Below are 14204 nucleotides of genomic sequence, written 5' to 3'. Positions count from 1 at the left end.
GAGCCCATGCCCGGCCCCACGGTACTGCAGCCGGTCAGAACTTGTAACGCACGCCGAACATGTAGCGCGGGCCGGTCTGGGTGGCGTAGCGCAGCATGTTGGTGTGGCGCGAATAGGTGCGCATGGTCTCGTCGGTCAGGTTGATCGCTTCCAGGCTCAGGCTCAGCTGCTCGCTCACCGCGTAGCTGATGTTCAGATCCAGCTGGCCGTAGGCGGCGGTGTAGTTCGGGTTCGGGCCTTGGCCACCGATGCCGTTGAGGAACTTGTCGCGCCAGTTGTAAGCGGCACGGACCTGCCAGGCGTTCTTGTCGTAGAACGCAACCAGGTTGGCCGAGTCGCTCAGGCCGATCATCGGGTACTGGTCACCCAGGCTGAGGTTGTTGAAGGTCAGCCCGGACTTCACCTTGGTGTAGTTGGCGGCCACGCCGAAGCCGGACTGGCCGAACAGGTGCTGCACCGCCACTTCCCAGCCATCGAGGTGGTCCGAATGCTGGTTGGCCGGCACGGTGATGTCGAAGCCGGCGATCGGGTCGGTCGGCAGGCCTTCGATGGTGCCGGTCAGCTGGCCTGCCGAATTGACCCCGGTGAAGTTCACGCCCGGGTCGCCGGCGTGGTTGGTGAAGATGTAATCGCGGATGCACGGCATGTCGGTGCCGCCGCACGAGGCCAGTGCCTCGTTCCAGTACGCACCACCGACGGGCGTGTGCAGGTTGCCGGCGTTCTCGCGCACCACGGTGTCGCTGATGAAGTTCTTGATGTTCTTGCGGAAGAAGCCGGCCGAGGCGTAGCTGCCTTCGCCGTAGTACCACTCCAGCGACAGATCGAAGTTGTCCGAGATCAGCGGCTCCAGCCCCGGGTTGCCGCGGCTGCCGCTGCCACCCTGGGTGCGCACGATGTCGGCCAGCGACTGGCCGCTCTGGATCTGCGTCCAGCTGGGCCGGCCCAGCGTGCGGCTGTAGCTGCCGCGCAGTGCCAGCGTCTCGCTCAGATCCAGCTTCAGGTCGATATTGGGCAGCACGTAGTCGTACTTGCCGCGGCCACCGACGAAGCTGCTTTCCGGTGCGTAGACGATGTTCAGTTCATTGGCCGAGCCCCAGCTGATGCCGGTCGGCACGCGCACCATCGCGCTGGATTCCACCTCGGTCTGTTCGTAGCGCACGCCGGCCGCCACGTGCAGCGGCATCGACCAGTCGAAGGTGGTGCGGTACTGCAGGAAGGCGCTGCGCGTCTTTTCCGTGGTGCGGATGTCTTCGGAGTACTCGGTGGGTGCGTAGTAGCAGGTCGGGCAGGCCGGATCGGCGTCGGTGCCCACCTGCGCGGCGCGGTCGATCAGGCGGTCGAAGTCGAACACCAGGAACTGGCCGGTCAGGCGCGGATCGCTGTGCCCGGAGAAGGCCTTGAAGTACCTGGCCATGTTGTCCGCATACCAGATGTCATCGGCATAGTCGGACGGCGAACCCAGGCCGCCCCAGGTATTGCGCTGCATGATCGCCGAGGCCGAGCGGTTCTCCACCTGGGTGTGGCCGATGCCGAAGTCCAGTGCCGAATAGTCGGCGAAGCGGAACGTACCGCGGCCCTGGTACTGCTGCACCTTGGATTTGTTGTAGCTGTTCTGGAACACCGAGCCAGTGACCAGCGCATCGGACGCCTGCACGCCACCCGGCGGCAGGGCGATGTTGATGATCGGCAGGTCGCCGCTGTAGTCGACGGTAGTCTTGCCGCGCACGAAGGCGGCCACGCCGAGTACGCCGGCCGAGCCGTAGGGGCTGTCCGGCTGCGACTCGGCCTGGGAGTTATGTGCATCGAACGACAGGTCCAGCGCGTCGTTCACTTCCCAGTCCACGTTGAAGCCGAGCGAGTGCATGTCGGTCTTGGTCGCCAGCCGCGCACCGCCCATCGACACGTCCGAGTTGGTCATGTCCTCGCTGTAGATGATCGGCGCCGCTACCGGGCCATTGGTCCAGGTGCTGTCGCCCGGGCCGTAGTTGAACCACACCGACAGCTCGCTGCGCTGCTGCTGCACCTTGTTCTCGACATAGGTGTAGTCCAGCGTGGTAGTGACATTGTCGGCTGGCTTCCACTGGAAGGTGGCCTGCGCGTTGGTGCGCTGGCGCTGCACGCCGTTGACGTTGTACGCGGTGTTCTGCGGCCGACCATACACATCGTTCGGGCCCGGCCGGTTGGTGATGCGGTCCGAGTAGCCCTGTCCCGGCTGCGGCAGGGCGCGGCCGTCAGTGGTGTTGTTGCCGTAGAACGTGGCCCAACCCTCGGCCACAGTGGCCTGGTTGAAGCCGGAATCACGCTCCTGGTGGCTGGCACTGAGCGACACGCCGAAGCGGTCGTCGGCATAGCGCTGGCTGAAGATGCCCGACAGTTCGCCGGTCACGTTGGAACCCTGCAGCGTGCGCGGCAGGTTGTCGTTGGACGAATCGTTGACCGCCTTCAGGCCGAGGCTGATCACCGGTTCCGATTCGAGCGGGCGCAGCGTCTTGATGTTGATGGTGGCACCGATGCCGCCGGCCGGATTGTCGGCGCGGCTGGTCTTGTAGACCTCCACTGCCGAAATCGATTCCGAGGCGAGATTGGCGAAGTCGAACGAGCGCGACCCGTTCAGGCCACCACCGCCATTGCCGAGATTGGACGCCGGCATCTGCCGGCCGTTCAACAGCACCAGGTTGTAGTCGGGGCCAATGCCGCGCACGGTCACCTTCGAACCTTCGCCACTGGACGTGCGGTCGATCGATACACCGCTGATGCGCTGCAGTGATTCGGCCAGGTTGGTATCGGGGAACTTGCCGATGTCCTCGGCAACGATGCCATCGACCACGCCCTGGCTGTCGCGCTTGAGGTTCATGGAAGACTGCAGGCTGCCGCGGATACCGGTGACCTGCACCGTATCGAGCGTGGCCGGGTCGGGAGCTTCGCCGGCAGGTGCGTCCTGCGCCCAGGCCGGTGCGGCGAGCGCCGCCAGCAGCGCGGAAGTGAGCATCGTCTTGCGAGGTACTGCCTTGTACGTCTTCATGGAAGCTCCCTCCCCAGGGAATTCGGTGGTGTCGTTGCGGCGTATTCTCGATGGCGGGTTACTGCACGTGGCCGGATTGGAGCTACGGTTGACAGCGTTGTCAACAAACTGCCATCAAGTGCGCATCGGCAACGTGCGCGCAGGTGGCGATGTAACCGTTGCCATGAACGTGCTCACGCGGATGAATTGCCTTTGGTTGCAGCATTTACGGCGGTTTTTCAGCCATGACAGCGCTGCCAATGGATCGGTGGAAGCGTGTTGTGCGGTGCAGAACGGAACTGCGCGGATGCAGGCGCAGCGAGCTGTAGCCGAGGGCGTTGGCACGATTGACAGCGCTGGACAAGTGAAATGCCCGGAGGATGTCGTGCATGTCCTCTGGATGGCTTGAATCGATGACCGGGAGGACAGGTTCTGGACATGGCAACGACGATGCATGGACAGCGCATGCAGCTCAGTGTTCACGTGCAGGCCTGTCATCGTGCACGCCGAAGCGGCCGCCGCTCGCGTGCACACGCATGCGTGGAAACCGGCAACGGACGCGCAGGTCCGCTGCAGCAGCGAGCGTCAGCGCCGGCGTGGTGCGGCGGTCGATTCGCGGTCCAGCACCGCGTGCTCGACCGTGATCATGCGTCCGGCCGTCTCGGTGCGGATGTGCTCGATCAGCTGCTCGGTGGCCAGCCGGCCCATATGCGCGGTCGGCTGGCGCACGGTGGTCAACGCCGGGTAGATGTGGCCCGCGATGGGCGTGTCGTCGAAGCCGCACACCGACAGGTCGCGCGGTACGCGCAGGCCACGCTCGCCCGCCACACGGTACACGGCGGCGGCCATGTCGTCGTTGGCGGCGAAGATCGCCGTCGGCGGGTCATCCAGGTCAAGCAGGAGGTTGGCCGCGTCCACGCCGGACTCGAAAGAGAACTGGCCGCTGACCACCAAGGCCGGGTCGTAGGCGATGCCTGCGTCGCGCAGCGCTTGGCGGTAACCGGCGTGGCGCCATTGGCAGGCACCGTGCGCGCGCGGGCCCTTGATGTGGCCGATGCGGCGATGGCCCTGCGCGACCAGGTGGCCGATCAGTTCGACCACGGCGGTGGTTTCATCCATGCGCACGCCGATGCGGCCTTCCGGGTGGCGTGGCGCGATGCAGGCGAAGGGGATGTCCTGCTCTTCCAGGTAGGACAGCACCACCTCATCGTCGGTCAGTGGCGGGATCAGCACTACGCCATCCGGGCGCGAGTTCTCGAACAGCGCGGTCAGGTCGGGCAGGGTGCGGCGGCCGATGCCGACCGGGCCCAGGATCAGGTTGTAGTGCTGGGCATGACACGCTTCCAGCATGCCGCTCTGGATTTCCATCAGGTAGTTGCGCGACGGATTGTTGTAGACCAGCGCCAGCGCATACGAGCGCTGGCCGGCCAGGCTGCGCGCCGACAGGTTCGGCTTGTAGCCCAGCCGCGCCACTGCCGCCAGCACGCGTTCACGGGTCTGCTCGCGCACGTTCGGCTCATGGTTGAGCACGCGGGACACGGTCTTGATCGACACTCCGGCAACAGCGGCGACATCCTCGATTCGACTGCGCATGGTGCGATGGTTCCTCCTGGAAGGCGGCGGGCACGCGGCGATGGTAGTGCGTGCCGGCCCGGTCGATGTTGCCGAAGCAGGCGGATGTTGCCACGACATGAGGGGCGCTGGCACCTCCCGATTCCGTGTCGCGTTGCAGCACCCGCGCAGGCCGGCAGCATGCGATGGCTGTGCCGGAGCCTGCTGTTGCAGCACGCGCGTCCCGTTGCACACGAACAACGATTGACAGCAGCGGGGACCCCTTATATGACAGCGCTGTCAGGAGCGGTGCGCAGGCGCCGGCGCCGACGTGTCGCCGCAGCTGCACACGCCAGGAACTTCATCCACGGAGGTAGAGCCCAGTGAATCGCCCCACCCAGACCTTTCTTGCCAGCTGCCTGCTGGCTGCCCTTGCCGCGCCCCTCGGTGCCGCACCGGCCAGCGGCGAACGCCTGCAGGACTGGCCGCGTGTGCACAGCGCGATCGCCACCGATGCGCCGATCGAAAGCCGGGTGCAGCAGATCCTTTCGCAGATGACGCTGGCGCAGAAGATCGGGCAGATGACCCAGGCCGAGATCAAGACGATCACGCCCGAGCAGGTGCGCCGCTACTACATCGGTTCGGTGCTCAACGGCGGCGGCTCGTGGCCGGGCATGGACAAGCACGCCAGCGTGCAGGACTGGCTGAAACTGGCTGATGCCTACCACGCTGCTTCGCTGGCCACCGATGCGCAGACGCCGGTGCCGGTGATCTGGGGCACCGATGCGGTGCATGGCCACAACAACGTGCTGGGCGCCACCCTGTTCCCGCACAACATCGGCCTGGGCGCGGCCGGCGATGCGGAACTGATCGAGCGCATCGGCGAAGCAACCGCGCGCTCGGTGCGCGCCACCGGCATCGGCTGGGTGTTCGCGCCCACCCTGGCGGTGGCCCACGACCCGCGCTGGGGCCGCACCTACGAAAGCTATTCGTCCGACCCGGCGGTGATCCGCAGTTTCGCCCATGCCTACGTCAAGGGCGCGCAGGGCGCGTTCAAGGATGACGGCAACGTGATCACCACCGCCAAGCACTACCTTGGCGATGGCGCCACCGACAGCGGCCGCGACCAGGGCGAGGCGCTGGTCGACAAGGCGACGATGATCAACGTGCATGCGCAGGGCTACTACGGCGCGCTGGCCGAAGGCGCGCAGACGGTGATGGCCTCGTTCAACAGCTGGAATGATCGTGCCGCCGGCGTCGACTACGGCAAGATGCACGGCAGCAAGGCGCTGCTGACCGACGCGCTGAAGGACAAGATGGGCTTCGACGGCTTCGTCGTCTCCGATTGGAACGGCATCGCCCAGGTGCCAGGCTGCCGCAACGACAGCTGTGCACAGGCGATCAACGCCGGCATCGACATGGTGATGGTGCCCGACGACTGGAAGGCCTTCATCGACAACACCACCGCGCAGGTGCAGAAGGGCGAGATCCCGATGGCGCGCATCGACGATGCGGTGACGCGCATCCTGCGGGTGAAGCTGCGTGCCGGCCTGTTCGAGCACAAGCCGTCCGACAGCCGCTATGCCGGTGATGCCACCGCCGTGCAGCACCGCGAGCTGGCGCGCCGCGCGGTGCGCGAATCGCTGGTGCTGCTGAAGAACGAAGGCAAGGTGCTGCCGCTGCGCCGCGACGCGCGCGTGCTGGTGGTCGGCAAGGGCGCCGACAACATCGGTGACCAGTCCGGTGGCTGGTCGCTGACCTGGCAGGGCACCGAGAACAAGAACGCCGATTTCCCCAACGCCGATTCGGTGCTGGGCGCGATGCGCGCCGAACTGGGCGCGGACAAAGTCAGCTTCAGTGCCGATGGCCAGGGCGTCGACCCGAAGGCCTTCGACGTGGTGCTGGCGGTGATCGGCGAGACGCCGTATGCGGAAACCAACGGTGACATCCTTGCCTCGGACACCGTGAGCCACAGCCGTGCCTACCCGCAGGACCTGGCCGCACTGAAGGCGGCAGCTGCGACCGGCAAGCCGGTGGTGACGGTCTACCTGTCCGGTCGCCCGATGTACACCAACGACCTGCTCAACCTTTCCAGCGCCTTCGTCGCAGCCTGGCTGCCGGGCACCGAAGGCAAGGGCGTGACCGACGTGCTGGTGGTCGGCAAGGGCAGCAAGCCCGCGCACGACTTCCGCGGCCGCCTCAGCTTCCCCTGGCCGGGCGTGCCCTGCCCGGCACCGATCGACCAGCCCGATGCGAAGAAGCCGTCGCTGTTCGCGCTCGGCTATGGCCTCAGCTACGCCAAGGGCGGCAGGGTTGCCCGGCTCGACGAAGCCGACCCGGACAGCTGCGGCGAAGTAACCGTGCTTCCGATTTTCAACCGCGCCGACACGCCGCCGTTCGCGCTGCACGTGGCGGCCGCGGGCGCGACCCAGCCGCTGGGCAATGATCTGAATGCCCCCCTGCGCTGGCCGACCGCCACGCCGGTGGTACAGGTGCGCACCGTGCAGGTGAACACCCAGCAGGATGCCAAGGAAGTGATCTGGTTGGCCCCCGCGCAGCTGATCGCACGCAGCACCTCGCGGCGCAACCTGGGCGCCCTGGCGCGCAGCAACGGCGCGCTGCAGTTCGACGTGCAGCTGGTGAAGCGCCCGGCCTCGCCGGTGATGGTGACCATGCAGTGCGGCAGTGGCTGCGAGGGCGGGGTGGATATCGCCCCGCTGCTGGGCAAGCTCTCGCCGGGGCAGAAGCAGACGGTGACCGTGCCGCTGGCGTGCTTCGCCAAGCAGGGTGTGGCATTGGGCGCGGTGGAAGCCCCGTTCGTGGTGAGCGCGGACAAGCCGTTTGCGGCGGCATTCACCCAGGTCAAGTTGACCGCCAACACGGCCAACGCCGAGGGCGCGGTGGCCTGTCCGTGAGGCTTACGGTAGCGCCGGGCCATGCCCGGCGTTTGCCCAGCACGATTTACAACTTTTCGTATGGTCAAGGGGGCTGGCGCGGAAGAAGATGGATGACTTTGGCCAAGGTCATCCATCATGCGACGCGCTCTCCAGACCCTGCGGGTGATTCCCTGTGCGATGCACCGGCCGCACTTCATCGCGCCGCATGTTTCTCGGGCCTTGGGTGCGCTGAGGAAGGGCGACTTCGCCTCGCTTGATGGCTGGATGGATTCGCTGCCGGCCGAAACCTGCGAACCCCTCGTGTGGCGGCTTGCAGCGAACCGCCATGCGCGTCGAAGGCTACAGGCATGGTCGGGCGCCATCCCGACGTCTTCCCATCCGCTGCTGATCGCTGCGTACGGTGATGTGGTCGATGCTTGGGCGGTACGCGGGGAAACCTACGCCAACGACATTCCTTTCCTGCGTCGGCGCCGGTATCCGAAGATCATGACGAAGGCTTACGAGAAGTTCGCCTGCATCGTTGAACGGAACCCTGCAGATGCGATGGCGCTGGCCGGGCTTATCCACTGCAACGTTGTGCTTGGTGCCGATGAGGGAAAGCGGGCCGAGTGGTTGAACCAGGTGCTGGCGACCAGCGGATTCCACACCCCAACCATTTACCAGTACGCGCGTGGCACGTTGCCGCGATGGGGTGGGGAACATGACGAACATGTCCGGTTCGCAGAATGGATCGTGGAACGTGCGCCTGCTGGCAGCTGCTCGCATATCGTCGCTGCACAGGCGGTACTGGACGACGCACTTACCGTTGCTGGGGAAGACGCCTACCACACGATGCGGGGGGTCTCCCTTCAGCTCGGCGATGGGGAGGCGGCAGCCTGGCTGCGCCGCGCGATATTGAAGTGGGCCGATGCGGTTCCCGAAACCCTGCAGCGTCGTCTGCAGGAAATCGCCTCCTGCCAAGGCGACAGCTATCACGGCATCTGCATGGAGACGTTTGCGTTTGCAGCGTACTTCGCAGGCGCGAAGGATGAAGCCCGGTTGCTGCTGACCACGCTGAGGGGGCGATTGCAGGCTGACGTATGGGAGACGCTGACGCCCCCTGTTCCCGGCTGGCTGGGCGCCGTTGGCCTCAGGCATCGGGCGGCGAACCTGGTGCATGATCGCGTCTGTCGTGACCTGGAACTGGACCCGCGGCAGGTCTGCGCGTAAACCCATGCCGCCGGGCCTGGCCCGGCGCTACCGGGCGGGGGGATGCATCCGCCGGGCATGGCCCGGCGCTACCGGTAGATCCACGCCATGCGTGGATGCGGCGTTCCCAAGGCAAAAAAAAAGCCCCGCACTGCGGGGCTTCTTTCTTATCGCTTCATGGAACCGAAGAACTCGTCGTTGGACTTGGTGTTCTTCATCTTGTCCAGCAGGAATTCCATCGCGGCCATTTCATCCATCGGATGCAGCAGCTTGCGCAGGATCCAGATCTTCTGCAGCAGTTCCGGTTCGATCAGCAGGTCTTCGCGGCGGGTGCCCGAACGGTTGATGTCGATGGCCGGGAACACACGCTTTTCAGCGATGCGACGGCTCAGGTGCACTTCGCTGTTGCCGGTGCCCTTGAACTCTTCGTAGATCACCTCGTCCATCTTCGAGCCGGTGTCGACCAGCGCGGTGGCGATGATGGTCAGGCTGCCGCCTTCTTCCACGTTGCGCGCGGCACCGAAGAAACGCTTCGGGCGGTGCAGGGCATTGGCGTCCACACCACCGGTCAGCACCTTGCCCGAGCTCGGCACCACGTTGTTGTAGGCGCGTGCCAGGCGGGTGATGGAGTCCAGCAGGATCACCACGTCCTTCTTGTGCTCGACCAGGCGCTTGGCGCGCTCGATAACCATTTCGGCCACCTGCACGTGGCGCGCGGCCGGCTCGTCGAAGGTCGAGCTGATGACCTCGCCGCGCACGGTGCGCTGCATCTCGGTCACTTCTTCCGGGCGCTCGTCGATCAGCAGCACGATCAGGTGCACGTCCGGGTGGTTGGTGGTGATGGCCGTGGCCACCTGCTGCATCATCATCGTCTTACCGGCCTTCGGCTGGGAAACGATGAGCGAGCGCTGGCCCTTGCCCTGCGGCGCCATCAGGTCGAGGATGCGGCCGGTGATGTCTTCCGACGAACCGTTGCCGCGCTCCAGGGTGAAGCGGCGACGCGGGAACAGCGGGGTCAGGTTCTCGAACAGCACCTTGTTCTTCGACGCTTCGATCGGCTCACCATTGATGGTGTCGACGATGTTCAGTGCGAAGTAGCGCTCGCCGTCCTTCGGGAAGCGGATGCGGCCGGAGATATGGTCGCCGGTGCGCAGGTTGAAGCGGCGGATCTGGCTGGGCGAGATGTAGGTGTCGTCCGGGCCGGCCAGGTAGCTGGCTTCGGCCGCGCGCAGGAAGCCGAAGCCGTCCGGCAGGATTTCCAGCACACCGTCGGCGGCGACGCCGTCACCGTGGCGGGTCAGCACCTTCAGCAGGGCAAAGATCACGTCCTGCTTGCGGGCGCGGGCGACGCCTTCGGAGATCTGCAGCTGCTCGGCGATTTCCAGCAGCTTCTGCGCCGGCATGCGCTTGAGGTCGCTCAGCGAATAGACCGGGAAGCCTTCCGGCACGTTGGCGTGCGGGCGCGGCACGAAGGGCTGCTGCTCGCCGCCGTCCTGCGGCATGCCGTCATCGCGGCCACCCCGGTTGCGGTCACGGTCGCGACGGTTGCGGAAGCGGTCGCGGCGGTTGCCCTGGCCCTGCTGGCCGTTCTGGTTGTACGGGTTGTTGTTCTGGCCCTGGTTCTGGCCGCCACCCTGACCACCCTGGTGGTTCTGCTGGCGCGGCTGGCCGGATTCGCGGCCTTCGCCGGCATCACCGCCGCCGGAGGCGGGGGCTTCAGCGGCGGGCGCGCTCGGCGCGGGGGCGGCTGCGGCCGGTGCCGGCGCTTCGGGCGCGGCTGCCAGCGGCAGGGTCGGCTGCGCGGGGACAGCGCTGGTTTCGGCGGCTGCCGGAGCGGCGGCCTTGCTCACGCGGGGCTTGCGCACGCGCTTTTCGGCGGGCGCATCGGCGCTGCCGGTTTCGGAAGTGTGATCGGACAAGAGCGTTATTCCTCGCTTGAAGGTGCGAGCGCCCGGCTGGGGCGGCGAACGTTGGGAATGGGTCTGGAAGAAACTGCGTCCAGAGGGTGCGGCACGCGAACGCGGCCGGATATGCCGACACTATCATCGGCCCGCGGCGCCTTGCAAGGGTCACCGGGAATGGCATTCATGCGGGCGCGGGGCGCCCAGCGGCAGCCGCGGTCAGCGGCTGCCGTGGAACAGCAGGATCAGGCCAGTGCCTTGTCCAGCAGGCCGGCCAGCTGGGCCTTGCCCACCGCACCGATCTGCTCGCCCACCTTTTCGCCGTCCTTGAAGACGACCAGGTAGGGAATGGAACGCACGTGGTACTTGGCGGCCAGCGCACGGTTGTTGTCGACATTGACCTTGGCGATCTTGGCGCGGCCCTGGTAGGCGTCGGCCAGTTCGTCCAGCGCCGGGGCGATCATCTTGCACGGGCCACACCACTCGGCCCAGAAATCGACCAGCACCGGTTCCTTGGAATTCAGCACTGCGCTATCGAAGTCGGCATCGCCGACGTGTACAACCTTGTCGCTCATCTTGGTTTCTCGTCTTGGATTGCACCCGGCCAGGCCGGAGGTGGGTGAACTGGGCCATGCCCGGTGGCGCGACCCTCGTCGTTGCCTCGCGGCGGTGTGCCACGGTGCGTTCGGCGGGATGCCTGGACGCTCACGGCCGGCAGTGTACCCCTATCGCAGCGCTGGGACAGAGGCTGGCTGGAACCCAGCGTATCGTGACCGTGTCCGACGAAGGTATGTGTCGGATTTCACTGTCTTCCCAGAATATGGGGGCACCTGGCCTCCGGCCCAGCCCCTGTCGGCCGGGGGCGTTCAAGTGCGGTGTGGCTGGGTGAAGAGGGGGTTGCAGGGTGCGTCTCCCGGTCGGCTGAGACGGGTGCGCGGGATTGCCGGCCCGGTTGCGGTAAACTGAGGCATTGTGCGGCGTGCGGACCGGGTGGTCCCAGCCTGCCAACCCGCCGCAGGGGCCGCAGTTTGCGACGGTGCCCCTAGACGATGAAGTGCCAGCCGCCCTACGGGCCGGCGGCCATACCAAGACGGACTCATGAGCGACAAACCGCTGACCGATTTGACCTTCTCCTCCTTCGAGCTGCATCCGGCCCTGCAGGCGGGCCTTGAAGGAGCCGGATTCACCCGTTGCACCCCCATCCAGGCGCTGACCCTGCCGGTCGCGCTGCCCGGTGGCGACGTTGCCGGCCAGGCCCAGACCGGCACCGGCAAGACGCTGGCCTTCCTGGTCGCTGTCGTAAACCGCCTGCTGACGCGTCCGGCACTGGCCGACCGCAAGCCGGAAGATCCGCGCGCACTGATCCTGGCGCCGACCCGCGAACTGGCCATCCAGATCCACAAGGATGCGGTGAAGTTCGGTTCCGACCTGGGCCTGCGTTTCGCCCTGGTCTACGGCGGCGTGGATTACGACAAGCAGCGCGAGCTGTTGCAGCAGGGCGTGGACGTGATCATCGCCACCCCGGGCCGCCTGATCGACTACGTGAAGCAGCACAAGGTGGTCTCGCTGCACGCCTGCGAGATCTGCGTGCTGGACGAAGCCGACCGCATGTTCGACCTGGGCTTCATCAAGGACATCCGCTTCCTGCTGCGCCGCATGCCCGAGCGCACCACCCGCCAGACCCTGCTGTTCAGCGCCACCCTCAGCCACCGCGTGCTGGAGCTGGCCTACGAACACATGAACGAGCCGCAGAAGCTGGTGGTCGAAGCCGAGACCATCACCGCCGCGCGCGTGCGCCAGCGCATCTACTTCCCGGCCGACGACGAGAAGATCCCGCTGCTGCTGGGCCTGCTGTCGCGCAGCGAAGGCGCGCGCACCATGGTCTTCGTCAACACCAAGGTGTTCGTCGAGCGCGTGGCGCGTTCGCTGGAAAAGGCCGGCTACCGCGTGGGCGTGCTGTCTGGCGACGTGCCGCAGAAGAAGCGTGAGAGCCTGCTCAACCGCTTCCAGAAGGGCCAGCTGGAAATCCTGGTGGCTACCGACGTGGCCGCCCGCGGCCTGCACATCGACGGCATCAAGTACGTCTACAACTACGATCTGCCGTTCGATGCCGAAGACTACGTGCACCGCATCGGCCGTACCGCGCGCCTGGGCGAAGAGGGTGATGCCATCAGCTTCGCCTGCGAGCGCTACGCGATGGGCCTGCCGGACATCGAGGCCTACATCGAGCAGAAGATTCCGTCCGAGCCGGTCACCAAGGAGCTGCTGACCCCGCTGCCGCGCCCGGAACGTCCGGCCCCGGCTGCGGGCGAGGAAGGCGAGGAAAACGAGAGCGTCGGCCAGATCTTCCGTGAAGCGCGCGAAGCCCGCGCTGCCGAGGAGGAGCGCCGTGGCGGTGGCCGCAGTGGTGGCCGCTCCGGCGGTGGCCGTGGCGAGCGCCGTGAGGGTGAGCGCAGTGGCGAGCGTCGCCCGCGTGGCCCGCGCAAGCCGCGCGTGGAAGGCGAGCAGACGGCCGCCGCGCCGGTCGAGGGTGCCGAGGCCGCCGTGGCCCAGGCCCCGCGTCCGCCGCGTCCGCCGCGCGCCGAAGGTGCAGTGGAAGGCGCCGCCGAGGGCGAGCGCAAGCCGCGCAAGCGCCGTCGTCGTCGCCACGGCCGTCCGGTCGAAGGCGCCGAAGGCGTGCAGACCTCGTCGGGCAACGGTGCCAACCCGGTCACCCCGGTGCAGGTGGTGGCCAAGCCGGTGCGCACCGCCGCCGACACCGGTGATTCGTTCCTGACCCGCATCGGTCGCAAGATCCGCCGGATGCTGTCGGGCAGCTGATCGGCGCCCACCCCGCAGGACCGGTAGCACCCGACCGTTGGTCCGATGGCTTTAACGGCGTGCCGACCAGCGGTCGGCACCCACCACCCACGGTCGGCACCCACTGGCATGGCCCGGCGCTACCGATCCTTCGCGTCGGTCCTGCATAATCGGGGCATGAGTGTCCTGCGCTTTGACAATGTCAGCAAACAGTACGCCGGTGGCCATGAGGCGCTGATCGATGTCAGCTTCGAAGTGGCCCCCGGCGAAATGCTGTTCGTCACCGGCCATTCCGGGGCGGGCAAGAGCACCCTGCTGCGGCTTATCCACCTGGACGAACGACCGAGCCGCGGCGCGGTGGTGTTCGACGATCGCAACCTGCTGAAGGTGCGCGGCGGCGATGTGCCGCGCCACCGTCGCGCGGTCGGCGCGGTCTACCAGGACCATCGCCTGCTGATGGACCGGTCCATCGCCGAGAACGTAGCCCTGCCGCTGATCCTGCGCGGCACCCGCCGGGCCGATATCGGCAAGCGCGTGCGCTCGGTGCTGGAACGCATGGGCCTGGGCCACCGCGAAAAGGCACTGCCGTCGCAGCTGTCGGCCGGTGAGCAGCAGCGCGTCGGCATTGCCCGCGCCATCGTGGGCGAACCCAAGCTGCTGGTGGCCGACGAGCCCACCGGCAACCTAGACCCGACCCTGGCCGCCGAGATCATGGCCCTGTTCGCCGAACTGCCTTCGCGCGGCACCAGCGTGCTGGTGGTCAGCCACGACCTGCCGCTGCTGCGCCGCATGCGCAAGCGCGTATTGATCCTGGACCACGGCCGGCTGGTGGATGACATCTCGCCGCAGGATCTGGCGGAGTAACCG

Annotated in this window: 9 protein-coding genes; 5 read left to right on the top strand and 4 right to left on the bottom strand. The window is 66.8% G+C overall.

Features of this window, described 5'->3' with window-relative positions; all coding sequences use genetic code 11:
* Positions 1 to 34: 34 nt before the first annotated feature.
* Complete coding sequence (locus C1922_RS18165; RefSeq protein WP_108751055.1) at positions 35 to 3022, bottom strand: TonB-dependent receptor; 2988 nt, start codon at positions 3020 to 3022, stop codon at positions 35 to 37.
* On the opposite strand from C1922_RS18165, the gene C1922_RS20430 reads away from it, so the two are divergent.
* Positions 3021 to 3410, top strand: coding sequence for a hypothetical protein (locus C1922_RS20430; protein ID WP_159092024.1), 390 nt, complete (start codon positions 3021 to 3023; stop codon positions 3408 to 3410). The genes C1922_RS18165 and C1922_RS20430 overlap by 2 nt on opposite strands.
* 176 nt (positions 3411 to 3586) lie before the next feature.
* Here the strand turns inward: C1922_RS20430 and C1922_RS18160 are convergent, their stop codons facing one another.
* Positions 3587 to 4594, bottom strand: a complete 1008-nt coding sequence (locus C1922_RS18160; RefSeq protein WP_108751054.1) for a LacI family DNA-binding transcriptional regulator — start codon at positions 4592 to 4594, stop codon at positions 3587 to 3589.
* Between the two features lie 341 nt (positions 4595 to 4935).
* Between C1922_RS18160 and C1922_RS18155 the strand changes: the two genes are divergently transcribed.
* Together C1922_RS18155 and C1922_RS18150 are read left to right on the top strand one after the other, a co-directional pair.
* Entirely contained in the window at positions 4936 to 7467 is a 2532-nt protein-coding gene (locus C1922_RS18155; protein WP_108751053.1) for a glycoside hydrolase family 3 protein, read from the top strand.
* Positions 7468 to 7584: 117 nt separating this feature from the next.
* The gene (locus C1922_RS18150; protein ID WP_108751052.1) at positions 7585 to 8658 is read left to right on the top strand and encodes a hypothetical protein; all 1074 of its coding nucleotides are present in this window, start codon (positions 7585 to 7587) and stop codon (positions 8656 to 8658) included.
* Between the two features lie 146 nt (positions 8659 to 8804).
* Here C1922_RS18150 and rho read toward each other — a convergent pair whose 3' ends face one another.
* Positions 8805 to 10556 carry a transcription termination factor Rho gene (gene rho / locus C1922_RS18145; protein WP_108751051.1) on the bottom strand — a complete coding sequence of 584 codons (1752 nt, stop codon included), beginning with the start codon at positions 10554 to 10556 and terminating at the stop codon, positions 8805 to 8807.
* A 227-nt stretch (positions 10557 to 10783) separates the two neighbouring features.
* Complete coding sequence (gene trxA / locus C1922_RS18140) at positions 10784 to 11113, bottom strand: thioredoxin (protein WP_025878607.1); 330 nt, start codon at positions 11111 to 11113, stop codon at positions 10784 to 10786.
* A 523-nt stretch (positions 11114 to 11636) separates the two neighbouring features.
* On the opposite strand from trxA, the gene rhlB reads away from it, so the two are divergent.
* A complete protein-coding gene (rhlB, locus tag C1922_RS18135) occupies positions 11637 to 13358 on the top strand; it encodes an ATP-dependent RNA helicase RhlB (protein ID WP_108751050.1) in 1722 nt (573 codons plus the stop codon).
* 156 nt (positions 13359 to 13514) lie between these two features.
* The gene (ftsE, locus tag C1922_RS18130; protein ID WP_108751049.1) at positions 13515 to 14201 is read left to right on the top strand and encodes a cell division ATP-binding protein FtsE; all 687 of its coding nucleotides are present in this window, start codon (positions 13515 to 13517) and stop codon (positions 14199 to 14201) included.
* The last annotated feature ends 3 nt before the right edge of the window (positions 14202 to 14204 follow it).

Origin of the sequence: Stenotrophomonas sp. ZAC14D2_NAIMI4_7 (assembly GCF_003086675.1) — a bacterium.
Lineage (GTDB): Bacteria > Pseudomonadota > Gammaproteobacteria > Xanthomonadales > Xanthomonadaceae > Stenotrophomonas.
This window is presented reverse-complemented; position numbering and strand designations above follow the sequence as displayed.

What these genes read in the sequence shown, in the direction of transcription:
- C1922_RS20430 (WP_159092024.1), top strand. Translation starts at nt 3,021, where the DNA reads ATGGAAGCTCCCTCCCCAGGGAATTCGGTGGTGTCGTTGCGGCGTATT.
- C1922_RS18160 (WP_108751054.1), bottom strand. Translation starts at nt 4,594, where the DNA reads ATGCGCAGTCGAATCGAGGATGTCGCCGCTGTTGCCGGAGTGTCGATC.
- C1922_RS18150 (WP_108751052.1), top strand. Translation starts at nt 7,585, where the DNA reads ATGCGACGCGCTCTCCAGACCCTGCGGGTGATTCCCTGTGCGATGCAC.
- C1922_RS18165 (WP_108751055.1), bottom strand. Translation starts at nt 3,022, where the DNA reads ATGAAGACGTACAAGGCAGTACCTCGCAAGACGATGCTCACTTCCGCG.
- trxA (WP_025878607.1), bottom strand. Translation starts at nt 11,113, where the DNA reads ATGAGCGACAAGGTTGTACACGTCGGCGATGCCGACTTCGATAGCGCA.
- ftsE (WP_108751049.1), top strand. Translation starts at nt 13,515, where the DNA reads ATGAGTGTCCTGCGCTTTGACAATGTCAGCAAACAGTACGCCGGTGGC.
- rhlB (WP_108751050.1), top strand. Translation starts at nt 11,637, where the DNA reads ATGAGCGACAAACCGCTGACCGATTTGACCTTCTCCTCCTTCGAGCTG.